We start from the raw sequence: 21,643 nt of genomic DNA, 5'->3' as shown, positions 1-21,643 counted from the left end.
TATAAAACATACTTTCATACGCGAAATACTTCACTTTTGTTTTTTAATATTCATCCAATAAGAAATATTGATCTACTGAAAAAGTAGTAACCTATAAATTATGTGTAGGCTGGTTCATGATTTTTTTACGTTCTAAATTTTGAACAAACAGTGCTTGAACAATACCTCCAATTAATAAGAAACTAGCACAAATATAAAACAGCATACTTCCATTTAACTTACTTAATAAAACTGCACCAATAACTGGTCCGCACGTTCGAGATATATCCCAGTGTATACCGTAAATTGAAAAATATAAACCACGTTTATTGTGAGGTGCAATTTCTGAAACGAATCGTAATAAGTGGTTTAGAGCAATACTTTCTCCAATGACTAAAAAGAGTAAGGTGAAGAATAACGACAATATCGTCGTTGAATAACTAAAGCCAACTGCAGCTATTGTATAGCAGGCGTAAGAAATAAGGATGATTTTCGCCATAGAAAATCGTTCAGACCATTTTACGAGGAAGATTTGTAGTATGATTTCCAAAATGGCTTTGCATGTTGAAATAAATGCGAGTATGAATACGAGATTAGGAAATACATGTTCTGCAAAAATACGATAATTCGTCTCAGTTTGTGCATAAAAAAAGCTAATAGGAAGTGTAGAAACCATAAGACCGAATATGGCATAATGTTTAAAAATAAATTGCTTTGGTGAACTTGCCTCAACTGTTTGTTTCGACTTACTCATAGGTGGAACGGTTTCTGGGAGCTGGGTCCAAACAACAACGGCATATATCGTAAGGGTTACACTTTGCACGATAAATAAATATTCTGGGTGAGTATTATAAAAACATGCACCGATTAAAGGGCCGACTACGGATCCAATTGCTCCCATCGTTTGTAGGAGAGCAAAAATTTCTGCTTGCTGCTCTTGTTTTGTTAAATCAGCAATTTGTGCACGCTGAGCTGGAATGTATAAGGAACGGCCAATACCATTAATGACATATAACAGTGCAAATATAAAAACAGATTGAGCGAAAACGAAACTGCCGATTGCAACACCTTGTAGTAATAATCCGAGTAACATAATCTTTTTTCGGCCATATTTATCAGTAATTCCTCCAGCAATAAGTGTAAATAAAATGTCTGAAAGTGGCTGTAATCCGAAAATTAGCATAGTTATTATTACATTGCCGTTTAACATTTTATTGACGTAAATAATCATAATGAGAGCTAACATAGATTCAGTCGTTCGGGTTAATAATTCACCACACAATCTAATAAAAATAGGTTTATTGTAACGAAGTAAGAGATAATTCAATATTAATTCCTCCTTTCTATATTGAAATGATAAGATGAAAGGAGAGTTGGAAAAAGGGTAGAGACTATAGGGAGGATTTTTCACCTTTTAGGGGGAGTATGATGTTTATTTTAGATCAATACATTGAACTATGGATTGCTTATGGAAAAGGAAAAAAAGAGGGAGAACGATTGGAAGTAACAGTGCAAAATATATCTGGTACATTATTTTGTACAGAGCGCAATAGTAAATTAATTATAAAAAAATTAGATGAGTTAAATTGGATCAAGTGGTTTCCAGGTCGCGGCAGAGGAAATCGTTCTAAATTAATATTTCAAAAGCACCCGATGTCTTTAATTTTAGATAGAGGAAAAGAAATAACGAAAAAAGGGGATGTGAAAAGCGGAAGCATATTTGTGGAACGCTATAGCTCACATTTTCCATCGGTAAAGGGAGAATATCACTCCTGGGTGGATTCAATATTTGGTCATAAGGTTGAAATGACATCTGAAGGGAGAAGAGATGTACTCCGGTTGCAAGTACAAATGAATTTAGATATCACATTAGATCCTGTATACGCTACAATGCGTTCAGAATGCCATATGGTAAAACATATATTCGACACACTCGTGTATGTAGACGGTAATACAAACATTATAGAGCCAAGACTTGCATTTCACTGGGAATATAATGACGCTGAAAAAATATGGACGTTTTACTTACGAAAAGGAGTTCACTTTCATAATGGAAAACAACTTACTGCACATGATGTTATATACTCGTTGAATCGATTTATGAAGCTGGAAAATAATGCACACGCATGGATGTTACAACACGTTGAAAATATCCGTTCAGTGGATGACTACGTTTTCGAAATTCAATTACATACGGAAAATCGAATGTTTTTACATATGCTAAGTGCAGAACAGTGTTCTATCGTGAATGAAGATGAAGCAGGAGAGCTAATTGGAACAGGGCCTTTTCAATTATATAAAAGTAATGAAAATCTGTTCATTTTAGAAGGACATCCTTTATATTTTCGTGAAAGACCTTTTTTAGATCGTATTGAGTTGTGGAATGTAGAACAAGGTGTAAGTACATACGATGTTTTAGTAAAGGCGCAGTATAAAGATAAAGAAAAACATAATAAAGAATTGTCTCGGCTTGAGTCGAACGTGACATATATAACATGTAATCTTACGAAAGAAGGACCAATGCAAGATGCGTTATTTCGGAAAGCGTTATATAACATCATTCATGGTTATACAATCGTTCAAGAACTCGGCGGAGAACGTGGAGAAGTGGCAAAAAAACTAATATTAGCAGGTGAAAGCATTGTAGAGATTGAGGAAGATGTAGAAAGTTTAATTAAAAGGAGTACTTATCATAATGAAGTGCTACAACTCTACACATTTACAGGACGAGATCATGTTGAAGATGCACAGTGGATACAAAAAGAGTGTGCGAAATACGGGATTCGTGTAGAAAATAATTTTCTTGATATAGAAGAGCTATTGGAAGTAAGTACGATACAAAAGGCCGATATGATGCATGATAGTGCTACAATTAGTGAACGAATAGAAGATAGTCTATTATATATGTTTCTTACAAAAAATAGTTTTATTCATGGACAAAGCAGCATGGACTTTCATGAAAAGTTGTCTCCTTATTTTAGACAAGAAGAATTAGAGAAAAGAGTTACACTGTTACGCGATATCGAGGATACTTTGTTACGTCAAATTCATATTATTCCTTTATATCGTAATAAACAAGAGGTAAGTACACATGAAAAAGTTCAAAATATAATGATTAATTCACAAGGTTGGATTGATTTTTATAATATTTGGTTTAAGTCTTGATATATAAGGGCTTTTTCACATTTTCATAAGGTGTGTAAGAGCCTTTTTTGTATGTAGGAATAGGTTTGTTTTACACATTGTTACGCTACTTGTGATAAAAGTCTATTTACAGCGTAACAGTGTTATGTTACATTGTTATCAGGAAGGAGTGTTATACAGTTGAGTACAGATTTAATTTCAAAAAAAGATTTATTAGAACTAACTGGTATTTCATACGGACAGTTATATAGGTGGAAAAGAAAAAATTTAATTCCGGAAGATTGGTTTGTACGAAAATCAACGTTTACAGGTCAAGAGACATTTTTTCCGAAAGAAAAGATATTAGAGCGTATCGATAAAATCCAAACGATGAAAGAGGATTTATCACTTGATGAACTAGCGAACATGTTTTCGCCGAGTGTGAGAGACATTCTTTTAACAAAGGAAGACATTTTATGCAAGGGGATTGCATCAGAACCAGTTTTACAATTTTTCATAGAACAAACGAATAAAAGAGCAGAGTTTCAATTTGTAGATATTCTTTATGTGTACATGTTAGAAGAATTACTGCAATCAGGAGAGATTAGTTTAGAAGAAGGAAAAATGGTCTTGCAAGTTTTACGTGAAAATTATGAAGCAATTAAACATAAAACTTGTGACTTAATTATTGTCCGAAAGTTAGGGATTTCTACATGTTTATTAGTTTCAAACGTGGACGATTTAATTTTTGAAAAAGGCACCAAAATCGTTTTACGCGAAGCGATTATGAAATATACCGAAGCATTAAAAACTAAATTGTTGTAGTGGAGGAGAAAGTATGCGTACAGATAATTTGATTATAAATGGTTACGGTTCATCGAATGGTGGCGAGTTTCATAAAGTGCAATTAAACGGAAAAGGAACTGTGAATGGAAATGTTGAATGTGAGCAATTTGAATGTAACGGTTACGGTGCAGTTACTGGCGATTTGAAAAGTAGCAGTGCACGAATTAGCGGATCTGGTAAAGTTGATGGCACAGTTCAAGCTGAAACGATGCGAATTGATGGAAAAGCAACAATTACGCAAAATGTAAAAGCAAACAGTTTGAAAATTGCAGGAAAAGGTACGATAGGTGGAAATGTCACTGGTGAAGAATTTAAAGTCAATGGTCAAGCTACAATTGACGGTAATTGTGAAGTGGATACTTTTTCTTCAGAAGGACAATTTACAATCGGTGGTTTATTAAGCGCAGATGAAATTAATATAAATATTCACGGTACATGTCGAGCGAAAGAAATTGGTGGTCAAACGATTAAAGTAAGACATAGATCAGGTACATTTAGTAGGCTATTTAAAACAGTATTTGGCTTGCAGTTAGAAGCTGAACTATTAGAAGGTGACAATATCGATATTGATTATGCTCACATAAGAACGGTAAGAGGAAACAATGTTACAGTAGGAGCAAACTGTGAGATTGAACTGATTGAATATACCGGTGTTCTTACTGTTGATAAAAATGCAAATGTAAAAGAAATTAAGCAGGTTTAACGGAAGGGAGAAATCAGTATGGAACATCCACATAGTCTCACAGTAAATGGTTCTGGTAATTCAGCAGGCGGAGATTATAATAAAGTGAAGATTCGCGGTGAAGGAACAATTACGAATGATATGAGTTGCAATGAGTTTAAAACGTACGGAACGAGTGATGTACGCGGTAATGTGAAAGTGAAAAACTATGTCGTGTATGGAGATAACGAAGTACAAGGAAATGTAGATGCGGAATATGTAAAAGTATATGGTAATACACAAATTCATGGTGATGCTCATATTGAAAAAACAAAAGTTAGAGGTATGATAGATATTGAAGGAAAGTTTTCAGGTGATTTCGTAGATGTAAAAGGTGCTTTAAATGTAAAGGGAGATATTGAAGTAGAAGATTTATCATTAACTGGTGGTCTTGAAAGTGATGGATTACTTAATGCTGAAAATATTCAAATCTCACTTCGTTATGAAGGCAGTAAGGTAAGAGAAATTGGTGGTAAAAAAATTACCGTTCGTAAAAAAGCGAGATTTATTCCTTTTACTAGTCATGCTGGAAACCTCCAAACTTCAATTGTTGAAGGAGATGATATCTATTTAGAACATACGATTGCTGAAGTTGTAAGAGGCAACAACGTCACAATTGGTCCTGGATGTGAAATTAGTGTTGTAGAATATCATACTAGTTTTAATCAAAAAGGTAATGCAGTCGTAAAAGAACATAAACAAATATAAGTAGTATGAGGGAGAGCAAGAGATATGGTTGAGAAGAATAATAAGCTCGGCTTTGTTGTGGCGGGCTTATTGCTAGGTATTTTAATGGCATCGATGGATAATACCATTGTCGTAACGGCGATGGGAACAATCGTTGGTGACTTAGGAGGCCTCGAAAACTTTGTATGGGTCGTTTCTGCCTATATGGTCGCAGAAATGGCAGGCATGCCTATTTTCGGTAAGCTATCAGATATGTATGGTAGAAAGAGATTCTTTATTTTCGGTTTAATTGTCTTTATGATTGGTTCGGCACTTTGTGGTACTGCTGAAAATATTACACAGTTAGGTATTTATCGTGCCATTCAAGGTATTGGCGGCGGGGCATTAGTGCCGATCGCGTTTACTATCGTTTTTGATATTTTTCCACCTGAAAAACGCGGGAAAATGGGTGGTTTATTCGGAGCTGTATTTGGATTATCTAGTATTTTCGGGCCATTACTTGGCGCATATATTACCGATTATATTAGCTGGCACTGGGTATTTTATATTAACTTACCACTTGGCATTTTAGCACTTATTTTTATTACATTCTTTTATAAAGAATCACGCGTTCATAGAAAGCAAAAGATTGATTGGTTTGGCGCAATTACTTTAGTTGGTGCAGTAGTTTCTTTAATGTTTGCGCTTGAACTAGGCGGACAAAAATATGATTGGGATTCTAGCTTTATTTTAAGTTTATTTGGTGGATTCGCTATTTTAATCATCGCATTCATTTTTATTGAACGAAAAGTAGAAGAACCAATTATTTCATTTGAGATGTTTAAGCAGCGCTTATTCGGAATGAGTACAATTATTGCATTATGTTACGGTGCTGCATTTATGTCAGCAACTGTTTACATTCCGTTATTCATTCAAGGTGTATACGGCGGGACTGCAACAAACTCAGGATTATTACTTTTACCTATGATGCTAGGATCAGTCGTAACAGCGCAGTTAGGTGGATTTTTAACGACTAAGCTGAGCTACCGAAACATTATGATTATTTCTGCTGTTATTATGTTAATCGGATTATTCTTATTAAGTACATTAACGCCAGAAACAAGTCGTGCATTATTAACGGTTTATATGATTATTATCGGATTTGGAGTAGGTTTCTCATTCTCTGTACTAAGTATGGCTTCAATTCATAACTTCGGTATGGAACAGCGTGGATCTGCGACTTCAACGAGTAACTTCATTCGTTCATTAGGAATGACACTAGGTATTACAATCTTCGGAATGATCCAAAGAACAGGTTTCCAAGATCAATTAGAAGAAGCATTTAAAGGGATGAGCGGGGGAATGAATACAAAATTAGGGGATTCAAGAGCCATTTTATCAGAATCGGCAAGATCTCAAATCCCTCCGCAAATATTAGATAAGATTATTGACGCTCTTTCTAGTTCAATTGTTCAAACATTCATGTGGGCATTGGTACCAGCTGGATTAGCATTCATATTCATTTTCTTTATGGGAAATGAGCGTATGGTAATTAAGAAAGAACAAATGAATAAAAAGAGTGAAACATCAAAAGCGTAATGAAAAATCTCCTTTCCAATTGGAAAGGAGATTTTTCGTATGTACGGTGTTAGATTAGCCTTCGATAATTTCGTATTCTTCGTCTGCAAGTAATAAAATTTGCGTTTTCTTGCCTTTGTTTTGAACTTCGATTACATCGTATGCGCCTAAGTCTCTTACTTTGCTTTGAGAAGCGTTAACCATAACTTCAATAGAATCAATTAAGATATCTTCTTCAATATATGATTCAGGCAATGCCATATCTTCAGTATCTAATACACACGCATATAGATTTTGTAAATTTTCAGTAGTTGGGTTTTGTTCCTCAACATCAATGATATTTTTTACTGCATCCATATTTTCTTCTTTTGCTTGGTACACTTTAATTTTAGCCATAATTTTAATCTCCTTTATAACGTAATCGTAGAGGCTACACCTCATTATAACGTTTTTTTTATGAAAGATGAAATTGTTATATGTATTTATAGTAAAAATTATGTGTCCTTACTCAAAATTGGTGTGATTTCCATATAAATGTACGAGTAGGTAACGATAATGTTACGTTAAAGTTATATTGTCCAAGCTTTTCTTATTTTCTTCCTATATGTATGTAGTAGCAATTCTATATAGAGAAGGGATGGAGTGTAAGTGGGTTGTGAACCGAGAGTTTCTAGAGATTTTGTTCAAGTACCTGAACTGGTAGGTTTTGGTAGGTTTTCGATTACTTTTATCACATCCAGCTGGAGACCCTTTAAACTACGGATTATTATTTATTAATTTTCCTGATACGATTTTTATTTTTATATTGGCATCAAGCGGATACCTTGCCATTTCGAACTGTTTAAAAATAGAGGGCGGAACTGGTGATGCCGAAATAGAAGAGATGAAAAAATGATAGAGGATGACGATAATACGTACAAGTCAGTTGTTAAATTGACTAAAGTATATAAGAACGGTGAGACGGAATCTTTTATTTATAAAAATGAGTTATAATACATGTATTTAAATGAACCCTCAAACTATTGTTGAGGGTTGTTACATAATTAATTATGTTGATCCTTTAAGCCATTTGTTAACGAGTAAGAAATATATTTATTGTTGACTTATTTTATAGGTTGATCATTTCATAGTTAGTAGATGTTATAATCATTTTATGTTTACTGATATTTTATAAATATTCGAAGTTTCAATTTAATAGTCAATTGCTTTTATGATGAACAGGTGGGTGTGTATATGAATACGAATTATGGAGCGCTCATGAAAATGTTAAGAGTGGTTGATTCTAAAGAAGGCGGGAATGTAAATGATATATGAAGCGAATATACATACAAGAAAAAAACTAGTTTCTATGTTTGAGGATTTCAATAACGTTGTTTTACTTTCTTATTTACAAGGGCATATGGGTACTGCTTGGGTAAATGATCTTGAAAATCCAACAGTAGCACAAGTTACGGTAGGAATTTTTACATTTTACGCTGGAGACCCAAATACGAAAGAAACAGAAGAGTTATTACGTAATATTCCAAAAAGAATTTTAGTTATCGTAAATAGTGAAGAGTGGAAACAACGCTTAGAAACATTCCATGAAAGAAAAATAGATAAGTTTTTACGTTATAAATTCAAACGAAATCCAGAAGTTTTTAATCGTTCAAAATTACAATCTTTTATATCAGCACTTCCAAAAGAATATGAGTTAAGAAGAATAGATGAGCATATCGCAAATAGCCCCAAATTACATAAGATATCTGAAGATTTTACAAGTCAATTTCATTCGATAGAAGATTATATAAACCGTGGTATAGGTTATAGCATTTTATATAATGGAGAAGTTGTATGCGGTGCATCCTCCTATAGTATTTATAATGATGGGATTGAAATTGAAGTTGCGACTGATCACAATCATAGAAGAGAGGGCTTGGCAACTGTAGTTAGTGCAGCTATTATATTGGATTGCTTAGAAAATGGAAAGTATCCAAACTGGGACGCAGCGAATACTACATCTGCTAAACTAGCAGAAAAGTTAGGATATGAATTTGATAAGGCATATGATACTTATTTTGTAGATAATAGATGAGTGAAGGAGTTACATACTAAAAAATACATGCGCCCTAGTACGTAAGTCTAGGGCGCATGTATTAGTTGGTAAATATCTTCATAACAATTTTATCACATTTTATCTTTTGAATGTTTGGAATTAAAGATATTTATGTGACTTTTTGAAAAAATAAAAGAGCAGTTAGCAAAAGCTAACTGCTCTTCTCCAAGGGGGAATGGAGAAATACAATCATGTTACCTATAGTATTGACAGAACATTGAGTTTTAATCAGCCATTTATAAAAGGAGAGATAAAATATCTTTGATTAATCCTTAGCTCCCATTAGGAGTACTGATAGAAAAACGATTGAGAATATATTTTTTTATTACATTTACAATTTGAAGAGTAGAACGTGTTTATCGTAATTCTCCAAACACCAATTATATTTTTTTAGAATGATTGGATGGACTGCTTCTTTCGTAGTATTGACTTCAGTATATCCATATTTCTTATAAAAGTTTTCTAATTCCTCAAAAGGAAGACAATATACATTTTGTATTTGTGATTTTTTTGCAGTTTCTACTAAAAATAAAACAAGCTCACCAGCTAATTGTAGCCCTCTAAATTGAGGCAGAATAAAAATTCCGCCCATTTCTAAAGTATCTTCATCTATTTGGACTAATCGGCCAACGCCTGCATACTCGTTGTTATATGTAATAATTGCAACTTTATCTCTCTTTAAATCACTCCGTACAAATCCTATTGAGTCATATTGATTATTAACCCATTCTAAATCGTTAGATGTAGCCAATTGAATACTCATATACATCCTCCTTGGAAATACTAGCGCTCTCTTCATTATATAGAACATAAGATACTATATCAAAAGAACCTTGAGATAGCACATTTGTTTAAGTTATTAGTTAAAAGTTTGGGATTGCTGGCATTGAAATGATGGCTTCACCAAACATAGGATAATAATCTTGTGAATTTAGTGTTACATAGTCAAAATAAAAATTAGTTTATGTGTTCGGTAACGCAAGATTGTTTAAGTGTAGAGAAAATCATAGGGTTATTTTAATTAGTAGCTACTGTATTCATTGAAGCTATTAAGGAAATGTGGTAATCGCCAGCCCTAGTGATACAAATCATATTAGGATTTAGTAAAAAAAATTCTTCCTGAAAAAGAGGGGGATTAAAGATAAGAGCACTTCGAAAAGTGCCCTTCAGTAACGACTACTTATTCTAAAAAGAAAGGATGCAATATATCATATGAAGTTAAATGTATTTAAGTATGGGTCTTTTATATAAATGTGAAATAAAAGAGGGTTGTCTTCTTATTAGAAGGCAGCTTTTTGTTATTACAAAAAAGAATTAGAAATAAAATATAAATTCAGTTACTTGTCCAAACAATTTTTTTGAAAATACATAAAATGCTAGTAGTTAGCCAATATTTTTATATTGCTAATTTTTTAGACTAAAAGGGGTGATTTTATGTGTGATTGTGAAGTTTGTAGAAGAAAGAAAAAACGTGATCCATTAAATCGGGGTTCTGAACCAAAAAAACAGGATTCCGAATCAGTAAATTCTTATTCATTTAGTAAAAATGCAAATTTTTTAGAAGAAGCTATACAAACAGATGAAATCGATCAAGTTTCTGAGGAATATATTGAAATAGTAGATTCAGCAGATGTACAAGTTACTACTACAGATACAAAAGCTGCACTATCTATCCAAGCCGCGTTACAAGCAGCTATTGTGGTTGTAGTAAGTATTTCTATAGCAGATAGTGAAAAGGCAGATAAAATAACACAAGAATTGTTTCAAAAATCATCTATTAAACAAATTAATAGACAAAAAACATTTATTAAAAATTCCAGAAACGTAACCGTAACAACTACTGATACAGATATTGCAGTGAATATTCAAATTCTTCTTCAAATTTTATTAGCGTTACTAGTTAAACTAAACATTTTATAAAGTGTCTATCCTATTTATATTTAGCTATAAGGGTTCACTCTAAGTAAATATTTTTTGTTGTAATATGTGGTACAAGCTTGGACTTTCTCATTATGACTGAATTAATATTCAAGATTGATGGGAAATTAAGTGTGGAAAACTACACAATAACAAAGGTGAACCTATTATTTAACAGTGAATAAAACTTATATATGTGAAGTAAAGGAAAGCTGTCTTCGTATTAGAAGACAGCTTTTTGATTTTATTAGTAAAAAGCCGTGAAAATAAAAGATTAAGTTACTTGTCCAAGCATTTTTTATTTAAATACATATAATGCTGGTAGTTAATCTAAATTTTTATAGAAAACTGATAGGAGTGAATATTGTAAATGGATGATTTAAATAAATTTTCTTCCTTTAAGTTTGATAAGGATCAAAAGAATATAATTATAGACCTTTTACTCTCAGATATTTTTAATAGGCATGGGATAAATGAAGAAAAACTAAAAAATTTATCGCCAGAAAAAAAGCAGCAAATTAAAAGTATTGTTTCTGAAATACAATCACAAGTTAATAATTATTTAGATTGAAAGGGGGTGAATGTATGAAAAAAACATGTCATTCAGATGAAAATAAAAGGTGGAGTGCATTAGACTCCTCAAATCCTCATCCATCTTTTAAAAATGCTACCGTTTCAGAAGCTGCAGCACAAGAAAGTAAAACTTACCAAATTTCTGAAGAATCTATTACAATAGTTGATTCAGCAGATGTAGAAGTTACTACTACAGATACAAAAGCTGCGTTATCTATTCAAGCTGCATTACAAGCAGCTATCGTGGTTATAATAAGTATTTCTATAGCAGATAGTGAAAAAGCTGACCGTGTAGCACAAGAATTGTTTCAAAAATCATCTATTAAACAAATTAATAAACAAGAAACTGTTATTAGAAATTCTAGAAATGTTACAGTTACGACTACAGATACAGACATAGCAGTAAATGTTCAAATTCTTCTCCAAATTTTATTAGCTTTACTAGTAAAATTAAATATTTTATAAAATGTTTAACCTTATTTAGATATAGTGCATCTTACAGGTAAATATTCACTGTTTTAATTATAGTACAGGCTATAAATATTTATCATAACTGGACTAATATTCAACATCACCAAAGTATGAATGTAAACAAACAATGTGATGGAAAATAAAGTTTGGTTATTTTATGAAAATTGAAAAGCCATTTCCTTTATTGGATTTGGCTTTTCAATTTTAAACAGTATGAATTTGAAAAGTTAATATTAAGTTAAAGAAGTAAAATATACGGATACAAAATACTTATAAAATTACTCGTGTTATAGAAAAATAATAAGAAAAAGGTGTTTAAAATAGAATCATTTTCATTAATAGTTCAAGTTTTGAAGAATAGTGCATACAATATAAAGTGTTTTCCTTTCTTCATTTAAGTTTTACGTATATAATTTAAAAGTACTATTTTTATTTTATTATTTTATATTTATAACAGAATAGAGGTTTAAAAATGAGTGTTAAAATCATTACGGATAGTGCGGCGGATTTACCAGTAGAATTGCTGCAAGCATATGATATTGATTTAATTCCACTCCGTGTATATGATGAAGCAGAAACAGAGTATTTAGATGGAGTAACATTAGAGTCAGTTACATTATTACAAAAAATGAGAGAAGGCGCTGTTTATAGAACATCATTGCCTTCACTTGAAACTTTCCAAGAAAAATTTGTTTCTTATGCAAAAGAAGGTAATCCTTGTATATATTTAGCTTTTTCATCTGAACTGTCTGGTACATATCAATCATCAGTTGTCATTAAAGAGGAAGTAAAAGAAACATATGCAGATTTAGATTTAGAAATTATTGATACAAAATGTGCTTCGCTTGGTCAAGGTCTTGTCGTTTTAGAAGCTGCTAAAATGGCAAAAGACGGCGCATCAAAAGAAGATATTTTAAACCGTGTCGCTTTTCTAATGAACCATATGGAGCACATCTTCACTGTAGCTGACTTACAGTACCTTGTTAGAGGTGGACGTTTAAGTAAAGTAGCTGGTTTTATCGGTGGTTTACTAAACATTAAGCCTATCTTAAACGTGGAAGAAGGAAAACTTGTACCACTTGAAAAGGTAAGAGGGAAAAAGAAAGTATTAAGCCGAATTGTTGATATTATGGAAGAGCGTGGTAAAGACCTTAAAGGTCAAACGATCGGTATCACTCATGGTGATGACTTAGAAACAGCGGAAGCATTAAAATCATTAATTACGGAAAGATTCGGTTGTGAAGTATTTATCGTAAATACAATTGGTGCAGCAATCGGAGCACATACAGGACCTGGCGTTATAACGTTATTTTTCTTAAATGAAGTAGAGTAAAGGATTGATCATTTGATCAATCCTTTTTTCTTTAATCTGTGATTACCGGTCGATATGGTATTGGTGAAGATAAAATCTTTGAAGTTTTCCTATATGAATTGCTCTCTTGTAGAGGGAGTATTTTTTATATGTGGAATGATACTTAATGGTAGAAGAAAAGAGTATAAATAAGAATGTATTTGTAGGAATTTAAATATTTGAAGATATCAAAATTTTGCCATTTCATATATAATTGTGTGGGGAGAAATATCTGTAACTATTTGTAAAAATAGGAGGCGACTATAAAAATGCAAGAAATTGCTAGATGGGATTTAAATCGCTTGTATTTGAATGAGGATATTCTATTTCCAATTTTGGAGTTGAAAGAGAAATATTTTGTAACAAAAGATGTAGAGGTTCTTTCAAAGCTAATACAAGCTATTGAGAAAACAGAATACTATTTGTACTGTAGATCAGTTGAAGAAAGTGTACCATCTGACCTTACTAAATTGACCGTGAAAGTGAAGGAACTAAAAAATGAATTACAGCAAGTAATAAAACATAATGAAGTGGAAACTTCAGATAATACTAAGTTAATAAAAGATGAGCTTAATGCTTGGGAAAATATGTACATACAATTACGGGATAGGATAGAAATAGAGCACAATAATAAACAATTATCCTTTGGACAAGCAAATACTATTGCAATGAATAGTGATAATGAAAAGGAAAGATTAGAAGTATTCGAGTTACTTACAAGTACTTTACATAAGGAAAAAGAAATCTTTGCTACTGTATTAAATCAAATAGGGAGATTGCGTAATGCAAAGAGTAATGAAATAGAAGATAGAGAGATTTTAACACAATCTTTTCATGCGAATGGCATTTCAGAAACTGTATTATTCCAAATGTGGAATGCGACAGAAGAAAACCTTGATAAATTAGTAAGTGCTTTAAACGTGTATAAGAAAGGAAAAGCTTCAATTACATGGCATGAACTTATGACGGTAAAGGAAAGTAATGAGATCATGATTCCTTTTTCAGTAGCAATACAAAACGTTTATGATGCATGTAAGAATATTGATGAAGAATTAGCAGAATTTGCACGTAATGCGATAGAAAGTGGTTGGGTAGATGCTGAACCGAGAGAGAATAAACCACCAGGTGGGTTTTGTGCTCCATTTTTCAGTGAGAAAGAATCGAGAATTTCCATTCGTTATGATGGGAGTATAGATAGTGTAAGAGTGCTCGCTCATGAATTAGGACATGCTTGGCACTTTTATAATATGAGTTTTGAACAATCTACGTCTTTTTTAGATGATTATTTGCCAATGAGTACGGCTGAATCAGCATCTATTTTCTTTGAAACGGTACTCTTAAATTATCTAATTGAAACAACGGATAGTAAAGATACGAAAAAGTCATTACTTAGCTGGAAAATAAGAAATAGTTTTAATTATGTAATGGCAATACGAGCATCGTATCAGTTTGAAAAAACATTTTATGAAAAATGTAAAGAGGGTCCTTTAAGTGCTGATGAAATTGAGAAATTATCTATAATTGCACAAAAAGAAGCTTATGGAAAAGCTTTAAGTGAATACCAGCCGTTTGTATGGATGAAATATATTCAATTTTATATAGCAGATGTTCCTTTTTACAATTATCCATACACATTTGGATATTTAGTAAGTTTTAGCTTATTAGAAATAGCTCAAGAAGGTAAAAGTACTTTTCATTCGAAATATAAAGAGTTCTTACGAGAAACAGGAAAGGCTCCAGTAGAGGAGCTTATGAAAAAACATTTTGAAATAGATATAAGAAATTATGAATTTTGGAATAAAGCTTTTATTCAAATTTCTAAAGACATTGATGAATATTTGCAGCTTATGTAAGGGGAGAGTACAGTGGATCAGCAGTTTATAAAAGGTATACCTTTTTCAACTTTAGAATATGCAAAAGCTATAAGTTTATTAAAAGGTTGGCTACATGAACAACAAGAGAAACCAAGGTTTGTAGTAACTGCAAATCCTGAAATTGTTATGTCTGCAAAGGAAAATACGGAAAAATCAAAGGAGTTTAAAAAGATGTTACTATCTGCGGATTTAATAACAGCGGATGGGATTGGTGTCATAATTGGCTCGAAAATATTAAAAGGAAGTTTGAAAGAACGTGTTACTGGGGCGGATTTAACTCACGATTTAATAAAATATTGTAACGACAATGAATATCGTGTCTTTCTTTTTGGAGCTGCGCCAGAAAGTAATAAAAAGGCATTAGAAAAATTAAATGAGCAGTTCCCAGGAGCACAATTTAAAGGACAGCATGGATTTGTAAATGGTGAAGAAATAGAGGAAATAAAAATGAAAATTAAGCAGTTCAAGCCGCATTTACTACTCGTAGGACTAGGTTCACCAAAACAAGAAGAGTTCATCTATGAAAACATACAAACATTAAACGTTCCGCTATCTATTGGTATCGGAGGCATGATTGATATAATATCTGGTACTGTAAAAAGAGCACCAAAAATAATGAGGGATACTGGAACTGAATGGCTGTATAGGTTACTCTCACAGCCGAAAAGATTAAAGCGACAACTTGTACTTCCGAAATTTTTATTATCGGTTATGTCTGAGCGGATTAAAGGGATTAATTAATAAAGGGGACTACATACATAAACAGAATCGGCATTATCGGAGCAATGCAAATTGAAATAGATTTACTTTTAGAAAAACTAGTTATACAAGAGGAACAGACAATAGCGGGAATGCCTTTTTATATTGGAGAATTCATGGGAACAGAAGTAATTATTACACGTTCTGGTGTAGGGAAAGTAAATGCAGCTGCATGCGCGCAAACATTAATTCATAAATTTGATGTAGACTCTATCATTAATACGGGCGTTGCTGGCGGATTACATTCAGATGTAAAAGTCGGCGATATAGTTATTTCAACGAATGTTACTCATCATGATGTAAGTAAAACTCAAATGAAAAACTTATTTCCGTTCCAAGAGGAATTTATTGCAAGTAAGGAATTGGTAGAGTTAGCACGTAAAGCTTGTATTAGTAGTAGTTTACAGATTGCAGTTCATGAAGGAAGAATTGTCAGCGGTGAATGTTTTGTTGAAGATTCAAAGTTAAAGGCGAAATTAATAGACGAATACGCACCTCATTGTACAGAAATGGAAGGGGCAGCAATTGGACATGTTGCCTATATAAATGATATACCGTTTCTCATTATAAGATGTATTTCTGACAGCGCAAATGATGAAGCTCAAATTTCTTATGATGACTTCGCGAAAACTGCTGCGAATTATTGCTCAGAAATTATTATTGAGATGCTTAAAAATATATCTGGTAAAACCATAGTCCAAAAGGAGAGATAGGAATGTTACAAGCATTAATTTTTGATATGGATGGTACGTTATTTCAAACAGATAAAATTTTAGAATTATCATTAGATGATACTTTTGATCACTTAAGATCATTACAATTATGGGATACAGTAACACCAATTGATAAATATAGAGAAATTATGGGTGTGCCGTTACCGAAAGTTTGGGAAGCTTTATTACCGGACCATTCTATTGAAATAAGAGAACAAACAGATGCATATTTTTTAGATAGACTTATTGAAAACATAAAAAGCGGAAAAGGCGCTTTATATCCAAATGTAAAAGAAATATTTACATATATAAAAGAAAATAATTGTTCCATTTACATTGCTAGTAATGGTTTGAAAGAATATTTACGAGCAATCGTAACTTATTATGCTTTAGACAAGTGGGTGATTGAAACGTTTAGTATTGAACAAATACAATCGCTAAATAAAGGTGACTTAGTTAAAAGTATTATGAACAAATATGATATAAAAGAGGCAGCGGTAGTTGGTGACCGGCTATCTGATATAAATGCAGCGAAAGACAACGGTTTACTTGCAATTGGGTGTAATTTTGATTTTGCGCAAGAAGATGAACTTGCTCAGGCTGATGTAGTAATAGATGATTTAATGGAGTTGAAGGGGATATTACCTGCTGTACAGAGGTAAATAAAGTGTGTGCGTTTTTTGCCAAGTCCTATATGTCTTAGTTTATGGAGGGAATATGATTAAAAATAATTTTAAAATTAGTAATATTCCTGCGGTTTTATGGGGAGATAAGAGTGATAAAATTTTTATTGCAGTACATGGAAATATGTCAAATAAGGAAGATACAATTATTCAAATATTAGCTGAAGAAGCCAAACAAAAAGGTTATCAAGTATTAAGCTTTGATTTACCTGAGCATGGAGAAAGAAAAGATGATAATACGCCTTGCAAAGTACAGATTTGTGTTAGTGAATTATCTATAATTATGAATTATGCAAAAGAACATTGGAAAGAAATAAACGTGTTTGCATGTAGTATGGGAGCGTATTTTAGCCTTTTAGCTTATCAAAATGATATGGTAGAAAAGGCATTATTTTTATCACCAGTAGTTAATATGGAACGAATTATCGAAAATATGATGAAATGGTTTAATGTAACACCAGAGCTTTTGCAAAAAGAAATGACTATAGAGACACCTATTGGTCAAAAGTTACATTGGGATTATTTATGCTATGTAAAAGAACATCCGATTAATACATGGAATATAGATACATATATTTTGTACGGAGCCAAGGATGAACTGTGTGAACTTGAAACTATTAACTATTTTACAGAAAAACATCGTTGTGAATTAGAAGTTATGGAGACGGGTGAACATTACTTTCATACCGAAGAACAGTTAAAGATATTTGAACAGTGGTTACACAAGCATATCGATTAACAAATTACAATTTATTTTGAACCTGTTAGAGAAGAATGAGAAATATATAAACTGATAGTATATTTGAGAGAATTTATAAATGGTGAATGTATACACTTAAACAAACACATGCTTTAATTCGATAAGAATTAAACAACTTTAAAGAGCCTTATCACACACTAGATTGTAGCAAGGCTCTTATATTTTCATAATAAAATTAATCAACTGTATTATCGATTTACATATGAAGTGAAGAATACGCACGCTATAAATTACATAAAGTAACAACCATAAAAATGCTCAGAATAAAAGATTCTCGAGCATTTTTATGTATTTTCATACTTAGGGGGAATGGACTTGAAAGATATACATATTCAACAAATAGAAAATTTAATGGAATATGAATTCAGTCATCTCGTTCAAGAAAGTGAAGAAGAAGGTTTTAATTTCCTTATAAGGCTAATAAATGAATATAAAAACAAAATAAATGTATTCAATAAAACTGGAGAATGTTTATATGGTGTTTTCCAAGGTGATATGTTAATTGGAGTTGGAGGTTTAAATGAGGATCCGTACACAAAAGACAATAAGATTGGGCGGTTAAGGAGATTTTATATTTCAAGGGATTATCGGCGTATAGGGTTAGGGAACTTATTATTAAACCAACTATTATGTCATGCGGAAAAATATTTTGAAGTGATTGTTTTACATACTGACACGAAGCAAGGTGATGTGTTTTATACTGCGAATGGATTTGTAAAAGGGGGATTATATAAGGGATCGAGTCACTACAAAGTATTATAGAGATTGCTATCCAAATAATAGCTACGAACAGTTTTTTTGTTGGTAAATCGATATATCTTAAAAATCGCTGATATATGAAGTTGCGATCCTTATATTAAAAGACAACTTTTATAATTTCATTTACTAAATTGTTATTATAAAAAAGAGCACCTTAGCTTTTAAAATTTAGCTTATAAGGTGACTCCTTTTCAGTCAATTATGTTTTAACCTTCATTTGTTTCAATAATAATCCTGGTTTACCTTTTACATAATAAAAATGCGGATTATTTTCATCATCATAAAGCATAATATAAGGCTTTTCTTTTAGTGGGAGTAGTATAAGTACTTCGTCTATTGTAGTGTGTAACCATTGATTAGTAATAGAAACCGGCTTAGATAAAGGGATTTTTATCATATAGCCATCTTTTGGAACGACATTTAAGTTTTTAAATGGACCAGTAATTGATTTAGCGTATTGAACTGCTTCTTTTTGGATTACTGGATCTAAAGATTGTTTTTGAATGACCATTTCTTTTTGACAATCAAATACTTCAATTTGTTGATTTGTATTTGCGAACGCATTTGTTGATAATAGAAATAGAAGAAGAGAAATGACCCCGATTTTTTTTATCATAGTACAACACCTCACCATTACTATCCCCTCAAAAGCTTTAAATATTTTTCTGTCACATTCATGTAACAAAGATGTTGTATGATACAATTGGTTTTTGTTTAAAAGCAATGGAGGAAAAAATATGAAAGTTTTAATTGCAGATGACGAACAAGATATGTTAAGGATTTTAAAAGCTTATTTTGAAAAAGAAGGCTTTGAAGTATTATTAGCGAAAGACGGAGAGGAAGCACTTCAAATATTTTATGATGAAAAAATTGATTTAGCTATTTTGGATTGGATGATGCCGAAACATAGTGGTATTACTGTCTGTCAGGAAATAAAAAAGAATTCAAGCGTAAAAGTATTAATGCTTACGGCGAAAAGTGAAAGTGAAGATGAATTAGCAGCGCTTCAAAGTGGGGCAGATGAGTACGTAAAAAAACCATTTCATCCAGGAGTACTAATTACACGAGCGAAAAAACTTATTCAGCATGATGATATTATTCAAGTACAAGATGTAAAGATAAATTTCGCCAAAAATAAAGTATATAAAAATGATATAGAGTTAGAAATTACAAAAACAGAGCTCGAATTAATAAAATGCTTTTTAAATCATAAAGGAACTATTTTAACTCGTAAAAAATTGTTAGACATTGTATGGGGATTTGACTATTTTGGAGAAGAGAGAACGGTTGATACACATGTAAGAAGGCTGCGTAAAAAAATTGGAGAAAATATTATTAAGACGCATCGTGGGCTGGGTTATAGTTTGGAGGAACAAAGTGAATAAACTTGGGAAAAAGCTATTTCTCAGCATTTCTTTAACCGTTATTCTTATATTTACAATTTCTTTATTATTAATTAACTTTCTCCTGCCGAAATATAATATTTATAAAACACGTGAAAACTTAAATGAATTTACAACTCAAATACAAAATGCGCCAGTCAATGATTTAGAAGATGTTATTCATACAATTGAAAGTGAAAATAATGTTACAATTGCGTATACGCCAATTAATCAGTCAGAAGATGCTATGAACGACGCGTTACGCATGCAACTTACGAAAAAGAAAGTAACGTTAAATAAGCTTTGGATTACGAAAGACGAAGTTATGAAAGTGAAGACGGAAGGGCAATCGAATAAACTGTACGATCAAGGAAAGGTAAAAGCGAGTTTTTTTGCTAAATATATTGCGAAAGATGATACGATAATTTTAATTGGGACTTCCATTGCGAATTCAAATGAAATTATAAATACGTTAAATACATTTTACTTATACATCGTATGTTTCTCGCTCCTTCTTATTATTTTACTTGTGTGGATACTTTCAAAAATAATAACGACACCACTGAAAGAGTTAAGTGATGTAGCTCAGGATATTTCACATTTGCAGTTTAAAAGAACGAAAGTGAAAACGAATGATGAAATAGGAGAGTTGGCCAATAGTATTAATATCATGAGTGAAAAACTACATGAAGCACATCAAGACTTAACTTATCGTAATGAACATTTAAAACGATTTATGGGTGATGTAACGCATGAATTAAAGACACCGATCGCATTAGTAAAAGCATACTCTATGGGGATTAAAGATGGATTAGATGATGGGACTTATGTAGATACAATTATTAAACAAACAGATCAAATATCAAACTTAATTGAAGAATTATTACGATTTTCTAAACTAGAAAGAGATATTTTACAAAAAGAAGAATTCCCCATTGAACCACTGGTCCAGAGTATATTAGATAAGCATCAGATTGAACTGGATTCGAAAGAAATTAACTTGCAAGTAAATTGTAATGCGGGCGATACAATCGTTTATGCAGATTTAAATAAAATGAGAATGGTGTTTCAAAATTTAATTTCTAATGCGATAAAATATACAGCAAATCAAAACATAATAATTACATTAGAAGATAGAAATAAAAGTATATATTTCCAAATAAAAAATGGCATTCCTACGGATAAAATTAAGGATATCGAGAAAATTTGGGAGCCTTTTTATGTACTAGAATCTTCTCGTAGTAAAGAAAAATCAGGTACAGGATTAGGTTTAGCGATAGTGAAAAGTATTTTAGAAAGGCATGGTTTTGAATATGGAGTTTCCTCTATAGATGGAGAAATTCAATTTTATATAAATGTGAAAAAGGACTAATGAAAATATTAGTCCTTTTTG

General features: G+C 32.0%; 22 protein-coding genes and 1 pseudogene. 19 read left to right on the top strand and 4 right to left on the bottom strand.

Features of this window, described 5'->3' with window-relative positions; translation table 11 throughout:
• Positions 1–91 precede the first annotated feature (91 nt).
• A complete protein-coding gene (locus N2V80_RS14250) occupies positions 92–1,306 on the bottom strand; it encodes an MDR family MFS transporter (protein ID WP_044584561.1) in 1,215 nt (404 codons plus the stop codon).
• Positions 1,307–1,407: 101 nt separating this feature from the next.
• Between N2V80_RS14250 and N2V80_RS14245 the strand changes: the two genes are divergently transcribed.
• The 5 genes from N2V80_RS14245 to N2V80_RS14225 all read left to right on the top strand — a co-directional run bounded on the left by N2V80_RS14245 (position 1,408) and on the right by N2V80_RS14225 (position 6,934).
• Positions 1,408–3,144 carry an ABC transporter substrate-binding protein gene (locus tag N2V80_RS14245; RefSeq protein WP_000470207.1) on the top strand — a complete coding sequence of 579 codons (1,737 nt, stop codon included), beginning with the start codon at positions 1,408–1,410 and terminating at the stop codon, positions 3,142–3,144.
• Between the two features lie 159 nt (positions 3,145–3,303).
• Positions 3,304–3,927, top strand: a complete 624-nt coding sequence (locus N2V80_RS14240) for a YhbD family protein (RefSeq protein ID WP_061655656.1) — start codon at positions 3,304–3,306, stop codon at positions 3,925–3,927.
• 13 nt (positions 3,928–3,940) lie between these two features.
• Positions 3,941–4,651, top strand: a complete 711-nt coding sequence (locus N2V80_RS14235; protein ID WP_001258385.1) for a bactofilin family protein — start codon at positions 3,941–3,943, stop codon at positions 4,649–4,651.
• An 18-nt stretch (positions 4,652–4,669) separates the two neighbouring features.
• Positions 4,670–5,377, top strand: a complete 708-nt coding sequence (locus N2V80_RS14230; protein WP_000400908.1) for a polymer-forming cytoskeletal protein — start codon at positions 4,670–4,672, stop codon at positions 5,375–5,377.
• 24 nt (positions 5,378–5,401) lie between these two features.
• Positions 5,402–6,934 carry an MDR family MFS transporter gene (locus N2V80_RS14225; protein ID WP_000229618.1) on the top strand — a complete coding sequence of 511 codons (1,533 nt, stop codon included), beginning with the start codon at positions 5,402–5,404 and terminating at the stop codon, positions 6,932–6,934.
• A 54-nt stretch (positions 6,935–6,988) separates the two neighbouring features.
• Here the strand turns inward: N2V80_RS14225 and N2V80_RS14220 are convergent, their stop codons facing one another.
• Complete coding sequence (locus N2V80_RS14220; RefSeq protein WP_001062731.1) at positions 6,989–7,309, bottom strand: hypothetical protein; 321 nt, start codon at positions 7,307–7,309, stop codon at positions 6,989–6,991.
• A 261-nt stretch (positions 7,310–7,570) separates the two neighbouring features.
• Here N2V80_RS14220 and N2V80_RS14215 point away from each other — a divergent pair.
• Together N2V80_RS14215 and N2V80_RS14210 are read left to right on the top strand one after the other, a co-directional pair.
• Positions 7,571–7,906, top strand: a pseudogene (locus N2V80_RS14215) (BC_2878 family exosporium-associated protein); the annotation flags it as partial.
• Positions 7,907–8,216: 310 nt separating this feature from the next.
• Entirely contained in the window at positions 8,217–8,987 is a 771-nt protein-coding gene (locus N2V80_RS14210) for a GNAT family N-acetyltransferase (protein ID WP_061655657.1), read from the top strand.
• Positions 8,988–9,339: 352 nt separating this feature from the next.
• On the opposite strand, the gene N2V80_RS14205 is transcribed toward N2V80_RS14210, so the two are convergent.
• Entirely contained in the window at positions 9,340–9,771 is a 432-nt protein-coding gene (locus N2V80_RS14205; protein WP_061655658.1) for a GNAT family N-acetyltransferase, read from the bottom strand.
• 671 nt (positions 9,772–10,442) lie between these two features.
• On the opposite strand from N2V80_RS14205, the gene N2V80_RS14200 reads away from it, so the two are divergent.
• From N2V80_RS14200 to N2V80_RS14155, 10 genes are all read left to right on the top strand, one after another.
• Entirely contained in the window at positions 10,443–10,928 is a 486-nt protein-coding gene (locus N2V80_RS14200) for a spore coat protein (RefSeq protein WP_000332786.1), read from the top strand.
• A 367-nt stretch (positions 10,929–11,295) separates the two neighbouring features.
• Positions 11,296–11,496 (top strand): spore coat protein W, encoded by a 201-nt coding sequence (locus N2V80_RS14195; RefSeq protein WP_000342253.1) that lies wholly within the window; start codon positions 11,296–11,298, stop codon positions 11,494–11,496.
• A 14-nt stretch (positions 11,497–11,510) separates the two neighbouring features.
• Complete coding sequence (locus N2V80_RS14190) at positions 11,511–11,963, top strand: spore coat protein (protein WP_000750486.1); 453 nt, start codon at positions 11,511–11,513, stop codon at positions 11,961–11,963.
• A 478-nt stretch (positions 11,964–12,441) separates the two neighbouring features.
• Positions 12,442–13,302, top strand: coding sequence for a DegV family protein (locus tag N2V80_RS14185; protein WP_000111645.1), 861 nt, complete (start codon positions 12,442–12,444; stop codon positions 13,300–13,302).
• 287 nt (positions 13,303–13,589) lie between these two features.
• The gene (locus N2V80_RS14180) at positions 13,590–15,173 is read left to right on the top strand and encodes a M3 family metallopeptidase (protein WP_001155357.1); all 1,584 of its coding nucleotides are present in this window, start codon (positions 13,590–13,592) and stop codon (positions 15,171–15,173) included.
• A gap of 12 nt (positions 15,174–15,185) precedes the next feature.
• Entirely contained in the window at positions 15,186–15,935 is a 750-nt protein-coding gene (locus tag N2V80_RS14175; RefSeq protein WP_000372653.1) for a WecB/TagA/CpsF family glycosyltransferase, read from the top strand.
• A 17-nt stretch (positions 15,936–15,952) separates the two neighbouring features.
• Positions 15,953–16,666 (top strand): 5'-methylthioadenosine/adenosylhomocysteine nucleosidase, encoded by a 714-nt coding sequence (locus N2V80_RS14170; RefSeq protein ID WP_001079723.1) that lies wholly within the window; start codon positions 15,953–15,955, stop codon positions 16,664–16,666.
• A gap of 2 nt (positions 16,667–16,668) precedes the next feature.
• Complete coding sequence (locus N2V80_RS14165; protein WP_000938413.1) at positions 16,669–17,328, top strand: HAD hydrolase-like protein; 660 nt, start codon at positions 16,669–16,671, stop codon at positions 17,326–17,328.
• Between the two features lie 55 nt (positions 17,329–17,383).
• Positions 17,384–18,088, top strand: coding sequence for an alpha/beta hydrolase (locus N2V80_RS14160; protein ID WP_061655629.1), 705 nt, complete (start codon positions 17,384–17,386; stop codon positions 18,086–18,088).
• 330 nt (positions 18,089–18,418) lie between these two features.
• Positions 18,419–18,871 (top strand): GNAT family N-acetyltransferase, encoded by a 453-nt coding sequence (locus N2V80_RS14155; protein WP_080450962.1) that lies wholly within the window; start codon positions 18,419–18,421, stop codon positions 18,869–18,871.
• A 196-nt stretch (positions 18,872–19,067) separates the two neighbouring features.
• Here N2V80_RS14155 and N2V80_RS14150 read toward each other — a convergent pair whose 3' ends face one another.
• Positions 19,068–19,484: a hypothetical protein gene (locus N2V80_RS14150; protein ID WP_000591772.1), complete on the bottom strand. Its 417-nt coding sequence runs from the start codon at positions 19,482–19,484 to the stop codon at positions 19,068–19,070.
• 121 nt (positions 19,485–19,605) lie between these two features.
• Here N2V80_RS14150 and N2V80_RS14145 point away from each other — a divergent pair, with 121 nt between their 5' ends.
• Entirely contained in the window at positions 19,606–20,253 is a 648-nt protein-coding gene (locus tag N2V80_RS14145; RefSeq protein WP_000865979.1) for a response regulator transcription factor, read from the top strand.
• On the top strand, positions 20,246–21,622 hold the full coding sequence (locus N2V80_RS14140) for a sensor histidine kinase (protein WP_061655630.1): 1,377 nt from the start codon (positions 20,246–20,248) through the stop codon (positions 21,620–21,622). Before N2V80_RS14145 ends, N2V80_RS14140 begins: the two co-directional genes overlap by 8 nt.
• Positions 21,623–21,643 lie beyond the last annotated feature (21 nt).

Origin of the sequence: Bacillus sp. FSL W8-0640 (assembly GCF_038007725.1) — a bacterium.
Taxonomy (GTDB): Bacteria; Bacillota; Bacilli; order Bacillales; family Bacillaceae_G; genus Bacillus_A; species Bacillus_A cereus.
Note: the sequence above shows the minus strand (reverse complement) of the source record. Positions and strands in the feature narration are given on the sequence as shown.